This is a genomic window from Pseudomonas sp. Z5-35, from assembly GCF_051131945.1.
In the GTDB taxonomy this organism is placed as follows: Bacteria; Pseudomonadota; Gammaproteobacteria; order Pseudomonadales; family Pseudomonadaceae; genus Aquipseudomonas; species Aquipseudomonas marvdashtae.
Genome location: NZ_CP071640.1, coordinates 2939770 through 2960814 on the forward strand (window position 1 = coordinate 2939770; position 21045 = coordinate 2960814).

Genomic DNA, 21045 nt, shown 5'->3' on the forward strand with positions numbered 1-21045 from the left:
CGCCGAAGGAACCTCGCACTGACCCGTGGCGAGTGTTTGCTAAAGCATTGGTCAAACACTACCCATCCCTAGCGCAACCCATAGGAATGGATGCGTCCGTCATTATTGTCGTACCAATTGCCGTGCGCCCAGATCACGCGGTCCTGCGCCGGTTGGAAGCCGAGGATGCCCAAGTAACCTGTGATGGAGAGGCGTTGCCAGGAGCGGCCCCAATCGTTGGAATAGAACACTGCGTCGGCGGAGATGTTCGCGTTCGACCCAAAGTAGAGCCAGCGCGGCGGCTGGTGGTTGCTGGTGGTGTTGATCAGCAGGGTGTTTTGCCCCATCCAGAAATTGCCACCACGAACCTGTGTATCCGATGCCAGCGGTGCAAACACGCTGGGCAGGTCGCTCAAGGGCTTCCAACTGAGTGCGGCGGTGTCCAGTTCGGCAACAACATCTTGCCCACGGTCCCCCTGGTCAATCAGGCCAACCACCCGCCCGGCGTCGTTCTGCAGCAGTTTGCTGACAAAAAGATTGTCGTCACGCTGCACGTCGATCACCTGCCACTGCCCTGCCTTGGCTTGCAACCGGGCCCGTGTCGTGACGTTCACCGCGATATTGTGGCTCGCGCCGTCCGGATGGCCTCCCCAGAAACGCTGGGATACCCAGATAAATGCCGTCTGTGCATCAAGCTGCAGGACATGGGTCCGGGTTTCGCCATGTGTGCCTGCGTTCGTGCCCCAATCGGTGATGTCAGGGCGTTTGCCGTGGGCATATTCGGCGGACACCAGCAGCGACTCGCGGGCCATTATTGGCGAGCTGTTCGCACCGCGATCGGCCGAGTAAAAGACGCCGGTGGAGACGGCACTCGGCTTCTCTTCATCACCGTATTCATCCACGGCGTCCGGCGTCCCCACCGCCCAGACTTCATTCAAACCGTGGAAATACGGGGCCAGGCTCCAGGCCAGCGACTCGGCCTCGGGAAACCAGCCCTTGGTCAGCCAGGTCCAGCGCTGGCCTTGATCATCACTGCGAAGCACCACGGTCTGGCGGGTCTGGTGGGCGTTCGCGGTTTCAGGACGACGAAGGCCCGTGAGCAGAAACACACTGCTCCCGTCGGGGTTGGCCACCAGACAGGCGCTGCCGCTGACATGCGCCACGAGTTGGAATTGCCCTTGGGCGTCGAGGCGGGAAATGAAGGTGGTTTCCCTGTCAGCGTGAGAGAGCAAACTGGCAAAAATCCCAGGCTGCTCCGGTGCTTCAGGCTCATCTGACTTGCCATGGACCACCGCATCCAGGTCCACGACGTCCGCGGACGGTTCAAGCTCTCTCGCCTCCCTCTCCAAGCGCGCCACCAGCCAGGTTCCCTGCGGGGTCACCGTCACGCCCGTGCAATACTGCCCCATCGCTCGCAACCGGGTGTCCTTCACCGCGCCCACCTGCTGCTGGTCGGGACTGTCGCCGCCCAGTTCCAGCTTGGCGCTGACAATCATCCAGATGTACCAGAGCGCCGCACCGGCCAGCAGCGCGATAAACAGCGTGGAGAACACTTTGGATCGAGGCATGAGGGGTCCGTATCCGCGGGAAAAAATCTGCAGAGCTTTTCTCATCTCTTTCGCCTGGAGTAAATTTTTATCGCACGGCAAAGCCTGAACCCGGTCGCATAATTGTCAGCGCTGTGATCCAGTTCAACTCGCCCAACCTGAACGCCCCAGCGCATTGCACCGACGCACACAAGGAACGCTCAATGCCCGCTCGCATCGGCCCCGAATCAACCGCTTCATTGCCTGCAAGCACCGGGTTCGTCCGGGTGCGAGGCGCCCGCGAACACAACCTCAAGAATGTCGACGTCGATATCCCTCGCGATGCACTCGTGGTGTTCACCGGCGTGTCGGGTTCCGGCAAGTCGTCACTGGCTTTCTCCACGCTTTATGCCGAAGCCCAGCGGCGCTATTTCGAATCCGTCGCGCCCTACGCGCGGCGCCTGATCGACCAGGTGGGCGTGCCGGACGTAGACAGCATCGAAGGCCTGCCGCCAGCGGTGGCCTTGCAGCAGCAACGCGGCACGCCCAGCGCGCGCTCCTCGGTGGGCAGTGTCACCACCTTGTCGAGCCTGATCCGCATGCTCTATTCTCGCGCCGGCAGCTACCCGGCCGACCAGCCGATGCTGTATGCCGAAGACTTCTCGCCCAACACGCCGCAGGGTGCCTGCGCGCAGTGCCACGGCTTGGGACGGGTCTATGAGGTGACCGAAGCGTCCATGGTGCCCGATCCTTCGTTGACCATCCGCGAACGCGCCGTGGCGGCCTGGCCAATGGCGTGGCAAGGGCAGAACCTGCGGGACATCCTGGTGACCCTGGGTTATGACGTCGACATTCCCTGGCGCGACCTGCCAAAGAAACAACGCAACTGGATCCTGTTCACCGAAGAAACGCCGACCGTCCCGGTGTACGCCGGGCTCACCCCGGCCCAAACCCGCGAAGCCCTCAAGCGCAAGCTCGAACCCAGCTACCAGGGCACGTTCAGCGGCGCCCGGCGCTACCTGCTGCACACGTTCATGCATTCGCAAAGCGCCCAGATGCGCAAGCGCGTGGCGCAATACATGCGCGCCAGCCCCTGCCCGGCGTGCGAGGGCAAACGCCTCAAGCGCCAGGCGCTGACGGTGACGTTCGCCGGCCTGGACATCGCCGAACTGTCGCACCTGCCATTGCTGGAGTTGGCCGACGTGCTCAAGGGTGTCGCCGCGCCCGACTATCTGCATCAGCCTGAAGAACCGGGCGATGTCCTCAGCCACCGCCAGACCCGCGAAGCCCGCGAGCAACGTGCCGCCCGGGGCGAAAATCCCCACGCGGGCGGGCCGGACGCGCGCCACACGCCCAACCTGTCCCTGGAAAAACGCCTGGCCGCCCAGCGCATCGCCGCCGAGCTGTTGGAGCGGATCACCACGCTGATCGACCTCGGCCTCGGCTACCTGGCCTTGGAGCGCAGCACGCCGACGCTGTCCTCCGGTGAACTGCAGCGCCTGCGCCTGGCCACCCAGCTCAACTCCCAGTTGTTCGGGGTGATCTACGTGCTGGATGAACCCTCCGCCGGCTTGCACCCCGCCGACAGCGAAGCGTTGTTCGGCGCCTTGCAGCGCCTGAAGGCGGCGGGCAATTCGGTGTTCGTGGTCGAGCACGACCTGGACACCATGCGCCGCGCCGACTGGCTCATCGACGTCGGCCCCGATGCGGGTGAGCAAGGCGGAAAAATCCTCTACAGCGGGCCACCTGAAGGCCTTGGCCAAGTGCCTGGGTCCCGGACCCGCGCCTATCTCTTCTCGCCAAGTCGCGCCGCCGCGAGCACCCGGCGTGAACCCAAGGGCTGGTTGCGCCTGGAAGGCATCACTCGCAACAACCTCGAGAATCTGAGCGCGGCCTTTCCCCTCGGCTGTTTCACGGCGGTGACCGGCATTTCGGGCTCAGGTAAATCCAGCCTCGTCAGCCAGGCCTTGCTTGACCTGATAGGCGCCCACCTGGGCCAGGCCGGCCCCACCGCAGAAGCCGATGAACAAAGCCTGGAAGACGAACCCGTGCAAACCAGCGGCGGCCATGTCACCGCCGGGCTCGATGGGATCAAGCGACTGGTGCAGGTCGACCAGAAACCCATCGGCCGCACACCTCGCTCCAACCTCGCCACCTACACCGGACTGTTCGACCACGTGCGCAAACTCTTCGCCGCTACCGAACAGGCAACAGCGCTGGGATTCGATGCCGGACGGTTTTCCTTCAACGTCGCCAAAGGCCGCTGCGAGACCTGTGAAGGCGAAGGTTTCGTCAGCGTGGAGTTGTTGTTCATGCCGAGCGTGTACGCCCCCTGCCCTACGTGCCATGGCGCCCGCTACAACCCGCAGACCCTGGAGGTGATTTGGCAGGGCTTGAACATCGCCCAAGTGCTGCAACTGACCGTGGACCAGGCGCTTGAGGTCTTCGCCGAACAAGCATCGGCGCGGCGCTCGTTGCAAGTGCTGCATGACATTGGCCTGGGCTATCTGCGCCTCGGCCAGCCGGCCACCGAGCTGTCCGGTGGCGAGGCCCAGCGGATCAAACTGGCAACGGAACTGCAACGCAAGGCCCGGGGGGCGACGTTATACGTGCTGGACGAGCCTACCAACGGCTTGCATCCCCAGGACGTCGATCGCTTGCTGGTGCAATTGAACCGTCTGGTGGACGAGGGCCACACCGTGGTAGTGGTCGAACATGACATGCGCGTCGTGGCCCAGAGCGACTGGGTCATCGACATTGGCCCGGGCGCGGGGACGCAGGGTGGCAAAGTCGTGGTGTGCGGCGCGCCGGAGCTGGTCGCGGCGTGTCGGGAAAGCCGCACGGCGCCATTTCTGGCGAGGGCTTTGCAGCCGAACCACTGAACCGTGGCGAGGGAGCTTGCTTCCGCTAGGTGGCGCAGCCGCCCCAAACCAGGCACCGCGGTGCAACAGGTGAACCCTGCCAGCCGGATTTGCGACTGCTGCGCAGCCGAGCGGGAGCAAGCTCCCTCGCCACAGAAGCCTGTGCGCCCGCAACCCTTTGTATCCTCGGGGAAAACTTGCCTCTGGCACACTCCCACCAATCGGCCATAGCACTCCCTTGTGGTGAGGGGATTTATCCCCGCTGGGTGGCGAAGCCGCCCCAAACCAGGCACCGCGGTGCCGCGAATTTAAAGACCGAACGCAATCCCGTGGCGAGGGAGCTTGCTCCCGCTGGGTGGCGCAGCCGCCCCAAACCAGGCACCGCGGTGCAACAGCTGCACTCTGCCAGCCGGTTTGCGACTGCTACGCAGCCGAGCGGGAGCAAGCTCCCTCGCCACAGAGGCCTGTGCGCCCGCAACCCTGTGTCGGGAAACCTTGTCGCTGGCACACTCCCACCAATCGGCATAGCACTCCCTTGTGGCGAGGGGATTTATCCCCGCTGGGTGGCGAAGCCGCCCCAAAACCAGGCACCGCGGTGCCGCGAATTTAAAGACCGAACGCAATCCCGTGGCGAGGGAGCTTGCTCCCGCTGGGTGGCGCAGCCGCCCCAAAACCAAGCACCACGGTGCCGCGAATTTAAAGACCGAACGCAATCCCGTGGCGAGGGAGCTTGCTCCCGCTGGGTGGCGCAGCCGCCCCAAAACCAAGCACCACGGTGCCGCGAATTTAAAGACCGAACGCAATCCCGTGGCGAGGGAGCTTGCTCCCGCTGGGTGGCGCAGCCGCCCCAAAACCAAGCACCACGGTGCCGCGAATTTAAAGACCGAACGCAATCCCGTGGCGAGGGAGCTTGCTCCCGCTGGGTGGCGCAGCCGCCCCAAACCAGGCACCGCGGTGCAACAGCTGCACCCTGCCAGCCGGTTTGCGACTGCTACGCAGCCGAGCGGGGCGGTGCGACGTTTCGCTAAATCCCCTCGCCACAAGTGCTACTCGGTAGCTTCTCAAACCGTTCGCGAATACTGCACCGTCTGCTCCCCCGCCAGGTACGCATCGAACGCCATGGCCACGTTGCGCATCATCAGTTGCCCCTGGGGCAATAACACCAGCGAGTCCCCACGCTTCTCCAATAATCCATCGCCCACCAACTCATCGAGCCGCTCCAGCGCGTCAGCGAAGTACTCGACAAAGTGGATGCCGTGATCCGCTTCGATCCGACCGAAATCAATCCGCCCGTGGCACATCAATTCGCTGATCACTTCGCGCCGCAAGCGGTCGTCATCGCTCAGGTGGTAGCCCCGTTGGACGGGCAACAAGCCCTGGTCCAGCCACGCGTAGTATTGGGAAAGCTCCTTGACGTTCTGGTTGTAGCTGTCACCGACCTTGCCGATTGAAGACACGCCCAGGCCGATCAGGTCGCAGTCGGCATGGGTGGAATAGCCCTGGAAATTACGCTGCAAGGTCCCCCGGGAACGGGCACGCACCAGTTCGTCGTCCGGCAAGGCGAAGTGATCCATGCCGATGTAGACGTAACCGGCCGCGGTCAGGCGGTTGATGGTCAGTTCCAGCAGCTCCAGCTTGCGTTCGGGTGGCGGCATGTCTTCGGGCCGGATCATCCGTTGCGCCCTCACCCGTTGCGGCAGGTGCGCGTAGCTGTACGCGGCGATCCGGTCGGGGCGCAAGGCGATGATCTTGCTCAAGGTGACATCGAAACTGGCCAAGGTTTGCAGCGGCAGGCCGTAGATCAGATCGACGCTGATCGACTTGAATCGAGCCCGCCGGGCCGCCTCTACCAGCTCGGTGACCTGGGCTTCGCTTTGCACCCGGTTGACGGCGGCCTGCACTTGCGCATCGAAATCCTGGATGCCGAAGCTCAGACGGTTGAAGCCAAGGCGACGCAAGCCTTGGATCTGTTCGGCATCGATCGTGCGGGGATCGACCTCGATGGAAAACTCATGGTCGTCACTGTCGTCCATGTCGAATGACTGGTGCAGGCAGTCCATCAGTTCAGCCAGTTGTCCATGGGTCAGGTAAGTCGGCGTGCCTCCGCCCAAGTGCAGTTGGGTCAACTTGCGCGAGCGTTCGAACAAGGTGGCTTGCAAGGCAATCTCGCGCTTGAGGTACGTCAGATACTCGACGGCGCGATGGGTCTTGCGCGTGATGATCTTGTTGCAGGCGCAGTAGTAGCAAAGGCTCTGGCAGAACGGGATATGGATGTACACCGAGAGCGGCTTGGGCACCTGCGCCTGGTGGCTGCGCCGGGCCGCCTGGCGGTATTCATCCATGGCGAACGCTTGGTGAAACTGCGGCGCGGTGGGATAGGACGTATAGCGTGGCCCCGGTCGATCGTATTTTTCGACCAGGGCGCGATTGAAACCGGTGGCTGCGTTCATGAAGGGTTCAACTTTTCAAAATAGTGTGGGCCCGCGCCCGCAGGTTCCGGGTCGAACAGGTTGCAGATCGCGTCTACGCTCAGGCGCCCGGCGGGCAGGATGCCGATGAAACGGCTCGACAGCTCGATCAATCCCTGAACGCGCAACTGTTCCAACACAGGCCAGACGCCTGCGAAATACTCGCGAAACACCAGGCCGAAACGCCTTTCGACCGCTGGGATATCCAGCTCCAGGTCACACGACAACTGCTCGGTGACCGTGGCCCCGATCAAGTTCTGCGCCTCGCAACGCCAGCCACGGCGCACTGGCAATTGCCCGGCATCGAGTTGCTGGCAGTACTGGAGCAGGTTGTCGGTGTTCTGCACGTACAGGTGCTCGATCTGGGTGATGGCCGACAAGCCGAAACCCACATGATCGCAGCAACCGTGACGGGTGAAACCCTGGCAGTTGCGATGCAGGCGTCCATGTTCCTGGGTGACCGCCAGGTCATCGAGGGTATGAAACAGGTCGAACATGACAATCTCCGAGTGCTGCGCGACAACAGTGTCGGGCTTATCCCATGCGGCCACCTTGATCTGTATCAAGCGCCCTGCTCGCTCTACCAATGGAGATAGAACATACCCTTGGCCAACAGCACGATCGCGACCAGATGCAAGAAGACGCTGGCATGGATGAATCGCACATAACCGGCCTTCATGCGCCCGCTTCGAAACAGCCAGATCGCCCAGAGGAAATGCCCCAGCACACTGGCCGCCAGGAGGATCTTCAACCCAAGCAACAGGTGCAAGGTCAGAAACAGCGGATACGTCATGGGGCTCCCCGGCGGCACTTGGGGCGCTGCCTTTATCCAAGGCTAACGCCGGTTGAGCATGGGGAGGTTGATGCCAATCAAGGAAAGCACGCGCTCATCCATTTCACCGTTGATCGTCAAAAAGCGTCAACAAAACGTTACACGCTGGCAGGATCGAGACAACCGCCGATCAGATCATCCAGTTTTTTGACACTTCGCCGATGTGCGGTCACAACTTTTTCGCTCCGGTGGGTCTTATCACCGAGGTCGCCGATGGAATATTGGCAGCTATCGAGGTTCTTAGCCTGATACGGAGATAAGTCCATGATTTTCAATGTACAAAATTTTGGCGCCAAAGGAGATGGCGTTACTGACGACACGGCGGCCATTCAAAGTGCGATCGATGCGGCAGCGGCCGCAGGCGGCGGTCAGGTTTATATGCCGACCGGGACCTATATCGTTTCGGGTGGGGAGGAACCCTCCGATGGCTGCCTGATGCTCAAGAGCAACGTCTACCTGTACGGCGACGGCATGGGCGACACCACGGTCAAGCTGGCCGACGGCTCCGACGCCAAGATCACCGGCATTATCCGTTCGGCCTATGGCGAGGAAACCCACGATTTCGGCGTCAGCAACCTCACCATCGACGGTAACCGCGACGCCACCACCGGCAAGGTGGACGGCTGGTTCAACGGTTATATCCCCGGCGAAGAAGGCTACGACTCCAACGTCACCCTCGACAGCGTTGAGATCAAGGACTGCTCCGGGTACGGCTTCGACCCGCATGAGCAGACCGTCAACATGGTCATCAAGAACAGCGTGTCCCACGGCAATGGCCTGGACGGCTTCGTCGCCGACTTCCTCAGCGACAGCACCTTCGAAAACAACATCGCCTACAACAATGACCGACACGGTTTCAACGTCGTCACCAGCACCCACGATTTCACCATGACCAATAACATCGCCTACGACAACGGCGGCAACGGCATCGTGGTGCAACGTGGCAGCGAGGACATTCCCTCCCCCAGCAACATCACCATCACCGGCGGCGAGGTGTACGGCAACGGCGCCGAAGGCGTGCTGGTCAAACTGTCCAGCGACGTGACGGTCACCGGCGTCGACATCCATGACAACGCCAGCGCCGGGATTCGCATCTACGGCAGCAACCACGTCGAAGTGATCGACAACACACTCAACAACAATGCGTTGGGCAGTGCGGTTCCGGAAATCATCATCCAGTCCTATGACGACACGCTTGGGGTGTCGGGCAAGTACTTCAACGGCAGCGACAACCTCATCCAGGGCAACCTCATCAGTGGCAGCAACCTTTCCACCTATGGCGTCGCCGAGCGCAACGAAGACGGCACCGATCGCAACGCAATCATCGCCAACACCATCAGCCACACCAGCAAGGGCGCCACGCTGGTCTACGGCGACGGCAGCTACGTCAGCGCCACGGTGCCGATGACCACGGTTCAAGGCACGGCAGGCAATGACATCCTGACGGGCACCAGCGCCAGCGAGATTTTCTACGGCGCAGCCGGCAACGACACCATCAACGGCGCGGCTGGAAGCGACATCCTGGTGGGCGGCGCGGGCGTCGACAAACTCACCGGCGGCACAGGCGCCGATGTGTTCCGCTTCGCCAGCCAGTCGGACAGCTACCGCAATGCAACCGCAAGCTTCGATGACACCATCACCGATTTCGACGTCACCCAGGACAAGATCGACCTCGCCGACCTCGGCTTTACCGGCCTGGGCAATGGCCGTGGCGGCACCTTGCAAGTCAGCTACAACGCCAGCAGCGACCGCACCTACATCAAGGATTACGACGCCGACGGCAGCGGCAATCGCTTCGAGCTGATTCTCTCGGGCAACCTGGCAAGCACCCTGACGGCGAACAATTTCATCTTCAATCGGGTGATCACCGGCACCGCCGGCAGCGACTCGTTGCTGGGCACCGATGCGGCCGACACCCTGCTCGGCCTGGCCGGCAATGACAGCCTCAGCGGCGGCGCGGGCGGCGACACGCTCAACGGCGGCGCCGGCATGGATACCCTCACCGGCGGCGCCGGGGCGGACACCTTCGTATTCGCCAACCGCATGGACAGCTATCGCAACTACAACACCGGTGGCGCCAACCTCGGAGACCTGATCACCGATTTCGACATCGGCGCCGACAAGATCGACCTCTCCGCCATGGGTTTCACTGGCCTGGGCGACGGCAAGAACAACACCGTCTACCTGGTTCTCAACAGTGCCGGCACCAAGACCTATATCAAGTCGCTGGACGCCGATGCCAATGGCAACCGGTTCGAGGTGGCGCTTGATGGCAATTACCTGGACAAACTGACCAGCGCCAACTTCGTCTTCGCGACCTCGTCGCCGACCAACCAGGCGCCGGTGCTGGCCACGCCCTTGCTAGACCAGAACGCGAATGAAAAAACACCGTTCAACTACGTGATACCGGCCACCAGTTTCACCGACCCGGACAATGACACACTCAGCTACACCGCCAAGCTGGCCGATGGCAACGCCTTGCCCAGTTGGCTGACATTCGATGCCGCCACGCGCACCTTCAGTGGCACGCCGCCTGACACGGCGTCGGGCACCTACTCGATCCAAGTCACCGCAACCGACGGCAGCAACGCCACCGTCAGCGACAGCTTCACCCTGGCCGTGCAAGACGTGCCCAGTTCCGTGGTGATCAACGGCACGCCGAACAACGACACGCTGACCGGCACCGTCGCCAACGAACAGATTTTCGGCGGCGCGGGCAACGACACCCTCAACGGCGCAGCGGGCAACGACATCCTGGTGGGCGGCACGGGGGCGGACAAACTCACCGGCGGCACCGGCGCCGATGTGTTCCGCTACACCTCCACGCTCGACAGCTACCGCACCGGTTCCACCAGCGCCAGTGACCAGGTCCTTGATTTCGACGTGGCCGCTGACAAGATCGATGTCGCGGCGCTGGGCTACACCGGCTTGGGCAACGGACTCAATGGCACGCTGCAAGTCAGTTACAGCTCGTCGACCAATCGCACCTACCTGAAGGACCTCACGGTCGACGCCAACGGCAACCGCTTTGAAATCTCCCTGGCGGGCAATTTCGTCAACAGCCTGACGGCCAGTCATTTTGTCTTCGCCGACCAGAACACCCCGACCAACGTGGCGCCGGTGGTGGGCATCCCGCTCCTGGACCAGAACGCCAGCGAAAGCACACCGTTCAGCTACACCGTGGCGAGCAATAGCTTCACCGACGCCAACCAGGATGTGCTGACCTACACCGCGACCCTCGCCAATGGCAGCGCCCTGCCCTCATGGCTGAGCTTCAATGCCACCAACCTGACCTTCACCGGCACGCCCACCGGCACTGCGGCGGGCAACTACGACGTACTGGTCAAGGCCACCGACCCCTCCGGCGCATCGGTCAGCGACAGCTTTGCCCTGGTGGTGGCCGATGCCCCCGCCAACACCATCACCGGCACGGCCAACGCCGAAAGCCTAAACGGTACGGCCGGCGCCGACCTGATCCTCGGCCTGGGCGGCAACGACACCATCAAGGCCGGCGCCGGTGCCGACATTGTCGATGGCGGTGCCGGGCGCGACTCGCTGTATGGCGGCGACGGTGCCGACACGTTCCGCTACAACAACCTGTCCGACAGCTACCGCGACTACGACACCGGAGGCGTCACGGCCACGGACACGCTCTACGACTTCACCGTCGGCGTCGACAAGATCGACGTGTCTGGGCTGGGTTTCCTCGGCCTCGGCGATGGCAGCAACCACACGCTCTACATGACCCTGAACGCGGCCGGCGACAAAACCTACGTCAAGTCCAGCCAGGCCGACGCCGATGGCAATCGCTTCGAGATCGCCCTGAACGGCAACTACCTCAACACCCTCACCGCCGATGATTTCGTCTTCGGCGAACGCGCCCAGCAGGACATCCTCTACCTGCCGACGCTCGGCCAATCCAACGCGCGCCTGCTGCGCATGAGCGAAGACGACGATCAGTCCGGCACCTCGATGCTGGTCAATGACCTGGACAGATACACCACCTACGACGTGCGCAGCCAGTTCAGCGATGCCGACGGCAACGGAATCGACATTGCGGTGGGCGGCAGCACGGTCAACGGCTTGTCGACCCTCGGCGCCGAAGAGTTGAAATTGTGCTGGTGGTTGACCGACACCAACCAACCCGGGCCGGCGCTGTTGCGTGCGGTGACTTTGCTGCGCGACCAGCTCACGGAGCTGAAATCCATCGACAACGTCACGATGGGCATTGTCTGGGGCCAGGGCGAGGAAGCCGCCCAGGAAATCGCCCGCGCCACGGACAAGGAAGCGGCAGCGGCGGCCTACAAGGCGGCGACGCTGAAGGTCTTCGATTACCTGCACGCCCAGTTTGGCAATTTCAATGTGTACATGATGGAGACCGGTCACTACGAGCAGGACGCGGCGCGTGCCCGTGGCTACTCGGAAGAAAAAATTGCTGCCATCGTCGCGGGCGTCGGTTATGTCCGCGCCACCCAGGAAGCCATCGCGGCCGAGCGCGCCGATGTGAAACTGGCGGTGGATTACACCGACCTGCCGCTGCGCTACGAAGTCGACCCGCTGGTGTATCCCGACGACGTCTGGCATCTGCATGAGGAGTCGGCGGAAATCGTCGGCCAGCGTCTGGCGGACTACATCGCAGGTGACCTCGGATTCCAGGGCAACCCTAACGACAACAACAGCGTCCAGGATATTTTCGACGGCGCGCAGAATGAAGGCGGAAAGATCTCCGGCACCGACCAGGCGGACACGCTGGTGGGCAGTTCCGGCAACGACATACTGGACGGTGACTTGGGTGCCGACTCGTTGACCGGTGGCGATGGCAACGACATCTACGTCGTCGACAACGCATTCGACAGCGTGGTGGAAACCAACACCTCGACCTCGCAGATCGATACGGTCCAGGCCTCGGTCAGCTGGACGCTCGGCGCCAACCTGGAAAACCTGGTATTGACCGGCGTGTCGGACATCGACGGGACCGGCAACGAGCGTCGCAACTTCATCACAGGCAACGCCGCCAACAACGTGCTCAATGGCGCTGCGGGGGCTGACAGCATGAGCGGTGGCGACGGTAACGACACCTACTATGTCGACAACGCCAGCGATGCGGTGATCGAGACCAGCAGCAATCCGGTGTCCGGCGGCATCGACAGCGTCCACAGCAGCCTCGCTACCTACACCTTGGGCAACAACGTGGAGAATCTGTACATCGACAGCGCCGGTGCCGCCAGCGGGATCGGTAATGCGCTGGGCAATACGCTGTTCGCCGGTGCGGGCGACAACATCCTCGACGGGCGCGATGGCAATGACACGGCATCGTTCGAGCGCGCCTCGGCCGGGGTGACCGTGAACCTGTCGACGTCCGCGCAGCAGAACACCGTGGGCTCAGGGCTCGACACGCTGAAGTTCATCGAGAACCTGACGGGCAGCGCCTACGCGGACACCTTGTCGGGCAACAGTGCCGGGAACATCCTCAACGGCGGCGCGGGCAACGACATCCTGGTGGGCGGTTCGGGCGACGACCGCCTGATCGGCGGCGCCGGCACTGACAATCTCACCGGCGGTACCGGCGCGGATACCTACGCGTTTGGTGCACTGTCGGACATGGGCGTCGGTGCGGCGCGCGATGTGATCAACGGTTTCAAGACGACGGAGCTGGATAAACTGGACTTCACCGGCCTGGACGCCAACCCGCTGACCGCCAACATCGATGCCTTCACCTTCATCGGCAGCAACGCCTTCGACGCCAGCAACGCCACCGGCCAGTTGCGTTTTGTCGACGGCATTCTCTACGGCAGCGTCAATGCCGACGCCACCGCCGAGTTCGAGTTTGAACTGGTTGGCGTCAAGGAGCTGCACGCCAGCGACTTCACTGCCTGAGTGATCGAGGGGGCTGCTCTGCAGCCCAGCGCAGTCCCCTCGCCACAAAAGCGCTGTTCCCGCAGTTGCTCTTAGAACAAACTTTGCACCTGTTCCAGCACCGCGCGGTTCATCTGGCCGGTGTGGATGTGCAGGCTCACATAGCTTTGCAGCATGTCCAGTTTGGTGTCGAGCAGGTCCCGGCGCGCTTGGAATAGCCGTTGCTGGGCATCGAGGATGTCGACGGTCGAACGTACCCCGCCTTGAAACCCCTTCTCCGTCGACGTCAGCGCCCGTTGGTTGGATTCCACTGCCCGTTGCATCGCCTTGCTCTTGGCAAAACCTGCCACCACGCCCAGGTAATCGGTTTCGATGTCTTCGGCCAGTTGCTGACGCTGCACGTCGTAATCGGACTGGGCGCCTGCAAGCTGTGCTTCGGCCTTGGCTACCGACGCGCGCACCGCGCCGCCGCGATACAACGGAATGTCCAACTGCACGCCAACGTAATAAGTGTCCTGGCGCGGGTCCAGCTCCTGGTACTGACGGGTTTCCCGGCGGGTCAGTTGAGTGGTCAGCGACACCGTTGGATAGTGCCCGGAGCGCTGGCTGTCGGCCTGCGCCTCGGCCACTTTTACCGCCGCCAGCCGGGCCGCCAGTTCCGGGCTGGCCTCGCGGGCAATTGCCGTCCAGTACGGTAAATCCTGCTCCGGCGGAATCGGGGTTCCGGCGGGAAGTTCTTCGCGCATCGGTTGGATGTCATCAATCGGCACATTGGAACGGCCCGACAGCGCCCGCAGCGCCGCCACGCGCCGGGCGTTGGCTTCGGCTTCCTGGGCCTCCACCAGATCGAGCCGGGCCTGGGCCTCGTCGATGTCGGTGATTGCGCCCTGGCCCCCCTGATAAAGTTTTTTGCTCTGGATCACCAACCCATTGATGGCGGCTTTCTGCTGGGCGATCAACTTGAGCTCGTTCTCGGCCCGGGCGACGTCGAAATAGCCCTTGGCAACCCGATCGAACAGCGCCTGGCCGGCCACATCGAACTGCTGGCTACCGAGCGCTCCCCGGGCCTTGCCTTCCTGATACGCCGCCCAACGGCCCTTGTCATAGAGCGCCTGCTGCGCGGCCAAGGTCACGTTATTGGCCTGGTAATCGTTGCTGTTGACGTAGCCGCTGTCATCACCGCCATCGGTACGCCCGCCATACCCATAACGTGAGGACAACGACACTTGCGGGTACAGCCCGCCCCGACCGATCGCCTCTTCCTGGCGCGACGCATCAAAGGCGTGGGTCGCCGCTTGCAAGGTCGGGTCGTTGAGACGCGAGGCATCGTAAGCGGCGATCAGGCTCAACCCGCTCTCCGCTGCCCACACCGGGCCGATCACTGCCCAACTGGTACACAAACTCAACAGCACACGGACGCCGTAACGGCAACGGTCGGTCATGCTCATTCCTCTTTAAAGGCAGCCAACAAGCGTTCGCGCAAAGGTTTCATCAGATAGTTCATCAAGGTCCGCTCACCGGTCACCACGGTGACATCGGCGAGCATGCCCGGGCGCACCAGCAGCCCGGCCTCTTGCAGCGCAGCCACCGTGTCGGCGGGAATCTCGACCTTGGCGGAGAAGTACGGCTGGTGGGTTTGCTGGTCGATCAACTGGTCCGCCGACACGGTGGTGACCGTGCCCGTCACCGTTGGCGTATCCACCCGTTGCAGGGCCGTGAAATGCACGTGCACCGGCAATCCCGGGCGCAGCTTGTTGGCCATCAGCGGCTCAAAGCGCGCGGTGATCGCCATCGGCGCGTCCAGCGGCACAACCTGCATCAGGGTTTGCCCGGCCTGGGCGACGCCGCCGACCGTGTGGATCGACCTATCCATCACCTGCCCGGCCACCGGCGCTCGGATCGCGCCGTTGTCCACTTCGAATTGCAAGGCACGGATCTGATCGGCATAGCCCGCCGCCTCGGCGGACACTTCACTGAGCTGGGTTTCGGCATCGCGGCGAAATTCCTGCTGCGCCTGCAAAGCCTTGAGCCGGCTCTCGTTGATAGCTTGGCGTGTCCTGCCGACGTCACCGATGCCGGAAGCAATCTGTCCGGCCAGTTGCGCCGCATTACGCTCGGCCTCGAAGAGCTTGTTGCGCGGCACGTAGCCTTCCCGGGCCAGCTCGCGCAGGCCTTCGAGTTCCTGCTGCTGGAAACGCATTTGCGCGTCGTAGTTGCGCTTGACCCCTTCGTACCCCTGCAACTGCTGCTGCAAGGCGCCAATTTCATGCTCGATGATCTGCAGGCGGCTACCCAACTCGGCACGCCGCGTCAGGAACAACTGACTCTGCAGCGCCATGGCCGCCTTGACGCGCGGCTCTTCGGCCCGCTCCAGCAATTGCGCCGGCCACTGGATTTCAGCGGCGCCCAGGCGTTCGGCGATCAATCGCGCCTCGATACTGCGGTCGTTAAGCAGCTTGCCCAGGGTGACGTCCAACTGCGATTGCGCTTGCACGGTGTTGAGCTGTACCAGCAACTGGCCCTGGCTGACGCGGTCACCGTCGTTGACCAGCAACTTCTCCACTACACCGCCCACCAGCGATTGCACCGCCTTGCGCTCGCCCGCCACCACCACGGTTCCGCTGCCCACCACGCCCTGGTCGAGTGGCGCAAGGAAGGCCCAGAGCAGGAATCCGCCCAGCGTCAGGGCCAGGAAGATCACGCCGTAGCGCGCCGCGCCACCGGCATCGGTGCTGGCGCTGGGCAGGGTGTTACTGCTGAGTACGCTCAAGCCGTGATCGCCGTGGGCCGGTGTAGACGGTTTCAAATCAGGCATCTTTGCCAGCCTCCCGCACGGCGGCCGGCCTTGGCCCCGGCATCAGCGCCTTGAGCACGCGGTCCCGTGGCCCAAACGCTTGTTGAGTACCGTCCTTGAGCACCAGGATGTGATCGACCACCGCCAATACATTGGGCCGATGGGTGATCAAAACCACCGTGCTGCCAGCCGCCTTGAGCACGCCGATCGCTTGTACCAGCGCCAGCTCGCCGGCCTCATCCAGGTTGGAATTGGGCTCGTCGAGCACGATCAGCGATGGGCTGCCATACAGCGCGCGAGCCAGGCCGAGGCGTTGCTTCTGGCCGCCGGACAAGCCAAGTCCGCCGGGGCCCAGCGGCGTGTCATAACCCTTGGGAAATCTCAGGATCATTTCGTGGATGCCCGCGTGACGTCCGGCGGCAATAATCTTGTCGGCGTCCTGCTCGCCGAAGCGGGCAATGTTGTCGGCAACGCTGCCGTCGAATAGCTCGATGTCCTGCGGCAGATAACCCAGGTACGGGCCCAAGGCGTCGTGGGACCATTGGCTGATCTCGGCATCGTCCAGCCGCACCGAGCCGCCCATGGCCGGCCATACCCCGACCAGCGCCCGGGCCAGCGTCGATTTACCGCTGGCGCTGGGACCGACCACCGCAAGCACCTCGCCTTTGCCCAGGCTGAAATTGATGCCCCGCAGGATCGGCTGCGAAGCACCGGGCGGCCCCACGTAGAGTTGTTCCAGGCGCACCGCGCCGGTGGGCGCAGGCAATGGCATGCGCAAGCGCTCGCGGGGGTGTTGCGCCAGCAGTTGGCTCAGCCGCTGGTAACTCTGGCGACCGGCGTTAAATTGCTTCCACGAGCCGATGGCGATTTCCACCGGCGCCAGGGCACGCCCCAACAACAGCGACATGGCGATCATCATGCCCGCCGACAACTGGCCTTCCAGCACCAGCAGCGCGCCCAGCCCCAAGGCCAGGGACTGACCGGAAATGCGCACGAAACGCGTCGCCGAGGTGATACGCGCGCCACGATCACTGGCATGTGCCTGCGCCGCGATAATCCGTTGTTGCAGCAGGCTCCAGCGCTGGCGCAGCGGCCCGAGCATACCCAAGGCCTGGATGACTTCGGCGTTCTGCAGCGTGCTGTTGACGTAGATCGATGACTGCACGCCCAACCGATTGGCCTCTCCCAGCCGGACGCGGGTCGCCAGCTCGCCCCACAGCGCCAGCCCGACCAACGCCAGTGCAAGCACCAGGGTCAGCACGCCGAACCAGGGGTGAATGATGAACGCGACCAGCAGGAAGATCGGCAACCACGGCGCATCGAGCAAGGCGATCAGGCCCTGGCCGGTAATCAACTGTCGCAAGGTGGCCAGGTCGCTCAGGACCTGTGCCGGGTTGGCGTTGTGCTCGCGCAGGCTACGGGCGAAGGCTGCGTCGAAAATCCGCTCGCCCAGGGCATCGTCCAGCCCGGCGCTCATTCGGATCATCACCTCGCCGCGCACCCACTCGATCAAGGCACTGAACATGAACAGGCCGAGGGCAATCAGCGTGAGCATGAACAAGGTGGTTTCGTTGCGGCTGGTGAGGACTCGGTCGTAGACCTGCATCATGTAGAGCGACGGCACCAGCACCAGCAGGTTGATCACCCCACTGAACAGCGCCAGCGACCCGAACACCCGGCGATAACTGAGCAAAGCGGCGTCGATGTCGTGCCGAGGATCGAGGAGCAAACCCATAGATATCAACCCGCAAAAGGAATAAACGGTCCCGGCGCAATCCATGCGAATCTAGGCGCCAATAAAAAAGCGCCAGGTAGCTGACATTGTCGCTATATGAGCCGAACGTCGCCGCTACGGGCGCCAAGTACTGACAACGCAACCTAGGGTTAGTGCCAGCATGGGATCGCTGTTTTTTTAGCCTTGTTGATGCAAGACGGGCGGGTAAAAAAGGGCTGCCGCGCAGCCCAGCGGGAGCAAGCTCTCTCGCCACAATGAGGGGCGGACCCGGAAACGGACCCGCAGGGAGGCTAGCTCAGGGAAACCGCCTCTTCAGGCTGCGGAGAATGTCGCGACGTCACCAGGCCGATGAACGAAATGACCAAGGCCAGGCCGAGGGTGGTGCTGACCTCGCTGCGATGCTCGGGCGTCACCATCATGACCGCCAGGGCGCCACCGATGAACAAGATCACCGCCCAGGTCAGCCACGGGAACAACCACATGCGAAAGGCCGGCTCGGCGCCTTGGCGAAGCAACAGCCGGCGCATGCGCAGCTGGGAAATGGCAATGACCAGATAAACCAGCAGAGCGATGGCGCCAGAACTGGCGAGCAGGTACTGGAACAAGCCTGCCGGCATGAAGAAGCTGAACAAGGTGATGCCCAATCCCAGAATCGTACTGGCAATCACTGCCGCCCGGGGTACGCCAGCGGACGAAGTCGCTTCCACCGCCCTCGGCGCATCGCCACGACGGCCGAGGGAATACAACATGCGCGAGGCGATGTAGATCGATGAATTCATGCAACTGGCCACGGCGATCAACACCACCACATCCACCATGAATTTGGCGTGGGGAATGTTCATCAACTCCAGCGCCCGCTGGTAGGAGCCCACGGAAGCCAGGAGTGGATCGTTCCAAGGCACTACGGAAATGACCACGAAGATCGACAACAGGTAGAACACGCCGATGCGCCAGATCACCGAGCGTGTAGCCTTGGCGATGTTTTGAGCGGGATTGCTGGACTCGGCAGCGGCGATCGTCACCGCCTCGGTACCAATGAAACTGAACATGATGGTAATAAAGGCGCCGACGACGGCGGACAATCCGTTGGGCGCAAAACCGCCGTGCTCTTCCATCAATCGGCTCAAGCCACTGGCTTCACGCTCGGGAATCCAACCCATCAACACGGCGAACCCCAGCGAGATGAAACCGATGATGGCCACGACCTTGGCCATCGCGAACCAGAACTCGAACTCGCCGTACTTCGAAACGCTGAACAGATTGGTCACGGCCAGGGCGACGATCGACACCGAAGCGAACAGCCAGGCATCGACGGAGGGAAACCATTGATTGAGGACATGACCGGCGGCAAGCGCCTCGATGGGGATCACCAGCACCCAGAACCACCAATAGAGCCAGCCGATGGTGAAGCCCGCCCAGCGTCCGATGGCCTGGTCGGCGTAAGTGGAAAATGAACCGGTGTCCGGGCGGGCGACAGCCATCTCGCCGAGCATTCGCATGACGAACACCACCAGCAGGCCAGAGAAAAGATACGCCAGCATCACGGCCGGTCCCGCGGCAGCGATGGCATGGCCCGATCCGACAAACAGACCGGCGCCGATGATCCCGGCAATTGAAAGCATGGTGACGTGACGAGGCTTGAAGCCCTGTGCAAGGTGGCCGTTCGAATCCTTGAAGCTCGGGCTGGTCATGTTTTTGTTCTCTTATCGACATTGAGGCGTGCCGAGGGACCGTCGGTGTTTTTGGTTTTCGCTCCCTCCTGAAAGCGGCACACCCTGGATGTCTGATCCGTCCCTCGCGAATTGGGCTTTGCAGTTGAATGTTCAGCCACGTTACCTGCCTACACTCCCGAGTTAGTTACCTGTGAGCGCCGCTTTTTTATCTGATTTCGCCACCGAAGGGTGGTCGCCCCCGGACGGCGGCGTCGCATAATCCGCTGATCTACAAGGAGCGGATCATTGGCGACTGGGAGATCAACGGGACGGAGCCGCCGTATGTCTGGCAGATTGGTGGGGGGTCGAAGCAGCGCTGAGCCGGGCCGTGATCCAGTCTCGACTGTGCTTGAGCACCCGCTCGGCGATCGCCGTCGGAAAATGAATGAACCCGTGGGGACAGGACGGTAAAAGATGCGCTTCAACCGTAGCGGCCGTGCCCCACAACTCAGCCAAGCAAAGCGTGTCGTCCCGGAGCGGGTCCAACTCGCCAGTGAACAGCAACGCCGGTGGCATCCCCGTGAAGTCACCATAGAGCGGCGACAGCGGTGCCTGGCGTCGCTCCTCATCGCTCAGGCCCGGCGTCAGCAGGCGCAGGGCATCGACCATACCGGGCCCGTCCAGCACCAGCGTCTCAGGACCGGCGGCATGGACGCTCGCGGTCCCGGCCAGATCGTAGACGCCGTAGTACAGCACCGCACCGCTTATGCGCCCAAGCAAATCCGGCCATTGCCTGAGCGCCAGCAGCGTTGCCACGGCCAAGTGGCCTCCAGCTGATTCACCCACAACGATCACCGGCAGATCGGCGAATTCCTCCTCGCCCAACAGCCATCGTGCTGCTGAGAGGCAGTCCTCCATCAGGCCTTCCACCGGTGTGCTGACCGCGAGCCGATAATCCACCGAGACCACCGCGACCTCGCACTCTTGCGCCATGGCGATGTTGAACGGGTCATTCATCTGGGCGTTGCCGATGACCCAGCCGCCACCGTGAAAATCCAGCACGACGCCTTTGGCTTTTCCTTTCGGCCGGATTATCCGCACTGGCACCGGGACATTGCCCGTGCCTATCCGGCGGTTTGCAGCCAGCAGCCCATGCTTGCCTAACTTGCCGGCGCCGTTGATTTGGCTGGCGCGCAACAACGCTTGAATGATGCGCGGAGTGACATGATTGCGGATGCGAAAGCGTGGCAGCCAAGCCAGTTTCTTGTTGAAACTGCGCACCTGCGCCAGCTCATTTTCATCCGCTGGCCATAGCTTTGCGGTATTCAATGGGCGGCTGCTC

The 21045-nt window shown here is 62.7% G+C and carries 9 protein-coding genes and 3 pseudogenes; 3 read left to right on the forward strand and 9 right to left on the reverse strand.

The window, feature by feature from the left end; translation table 11 throughout:
- Positions 1-68: 68 nt before the first annotated feature.
- Positions 69-1547 (reverse strand): hypothetical protein, encoded by a 1479-nt coding sequence (locus tag J3P95_RS13480; protein ID WP_434580997.1) that lies wholly within the window; start codon positions 1545-1547, stop codon positions 69-71.
- 182 nt (positions 1548-1729) lie between these two features.
- Between J3P95_RS13480 and J3P95_RS13485 the strand changes: the two genes are divergently transcribed.
- Positions 1730-4387, forward strand: coding sequence for an excinuclease ABC subunit A (locus J3P95_RS13485; RefSeq protein ID WP_434580995.1), 2658 nt, complete (start codon positions 1730-1732; stop codon positions 4385-4387).
- A 1040-nt stretch (positions 4388-5427) separates the two neighbouring features.
- Here the strand turns inward: J3P95_RS13485 and hemN are convergent.
- The 3 genes and pseudogenes from hemN to J3P95_RS13500 form a co-directional block, all read right to left on the reverse strand.
- Positions 5428-6816 (reverse strand): oxygen-independent coproporphyrinogen III oxidase, encoded by a 1389-nt coding sequence (hemN, locus tag J3P95_RS13490; protein ID WP_434580993.1) that lies wholly within the window; start codon positions 6814-6816, stop codon positions 5428-5430.
- Positions 6813-7307, reverse strand: a pseudogene (locus J3P95_RS13495) (coproporphyrinogen III oxidase); the annotation flags it as partial. The pseudogene J3P95_RS13495 and the gene hemN, both read right to left, overlap by 4 nt.
- Before the next feature lie 107 nt (positions 7308-7414).
- A pseudogene (locus tag J3P95_RS13500) lies at positions 7415-7594 on the reverse strand (hypothetical protein); the annotation flags it as partial.
- Positions 7595-7930: 336 nt separating this feature from the next.
- On the opposite strand from J3P95_RS13500, the gene J3P95_RS13505 reads away from it, so the two are divergent.
- Positions 7931-13543: a putative Ig domain-containing protein gene (locus tag J3P95_RS13505; RefSeq protein WP_434580991.1), complete on the forward strand. Its 5613-nt coding sequence runs from the start codon at positions 7931-7933 to the stop codon at positions 13541-13543.
- A 71-nt stretch (positions 13544-13614) separates the two neighbouring features.
- Here the strand turns inward: J3P95_RS13505 and J3P95_RS13510 are convergent, their stop codons facing one another.
- The 4 genes from J3P95_RS13510 to J3P95_RS13525 all read right to left on the reverse strand — a co-directional run bounded on the left by J3P95_RS13510 (position 13615) and on the right by J3P95_RS13525 (position 19742).
- Complete coding sequence (locus tag J3P95_RS13510; protein WP_434557339.1) at positions 13615-14964, reverse strand: TolC family outer membrane protein; 1350 nt, start codon at positions 14962-14964, stop codon at positions 13615-13617.
- A 2-nt stretch (positions 14965-14966) separates the two neighbouring features.
- A complete protein-coding gene (locus J3P95_RS13515) occupies positions 14967-16337 on the reverse strand; it encodes an HlyD family type I secretion periplasmic adaptor subunit (RefSeq protein ID WP_434557340.1) in 1371 nt (456 codons plus the stop codon).
- On the reverse strand, positions 16330-18051 hold the full coding sequence (locus J3P95_RS13520; protein WP_434557341.1) for a type I secretion system permease/ATPase: 1722 nt from the start codon (positions 18049-18051) through the stop codon (positions 16330-16332). Before J3P95_RS13520 ends, J3P95_RS13515 begins: the two co-directional genes overlap by 8 nt.
- Before the next feature lie 290 nt (positions 18052-18341).
- A complete protein-coding gene (locus J3P95_RS13525; RefSeq protein WP_434557342.1) occupies positions 18342-19742 on the reverse strand; it encodes an amino acid permease in 1401 nt (466 codons plus the stop codon).
- A gap of 221 nt (positions 19743-19963) precedes the next feature.
- Here J3P95_RS13525 and J3P95_RS13530 point away from each other — a divergent pair.
- A pseudogene (locus tag J3P95_RS13530) lies at positions 19964-20068 on the forward strand (hypothetical protein); the annotation flags it as partial.
- On the opposite strand, the gene J3P95_RS13535 reads toward J3P95_RS13530, so the two are convergent.
- Positions 20025-21032 (reverse strand): alpha/beta hydrolase, encoded by a 1008-nt coding sequence (locus tag J3P95_RS13535; protein WP_434557343.1) that lies wholly within the window; start codon positions 21030-21032, stop codon positions 20025-20027. The pseudogene J3P95_RS13530 and the gene J3P95_RS13535 overlap by 44 nt on opposite strands.
- Between the last annotated feature and the right edge of the window lie 13 nt (positions 21033-21045).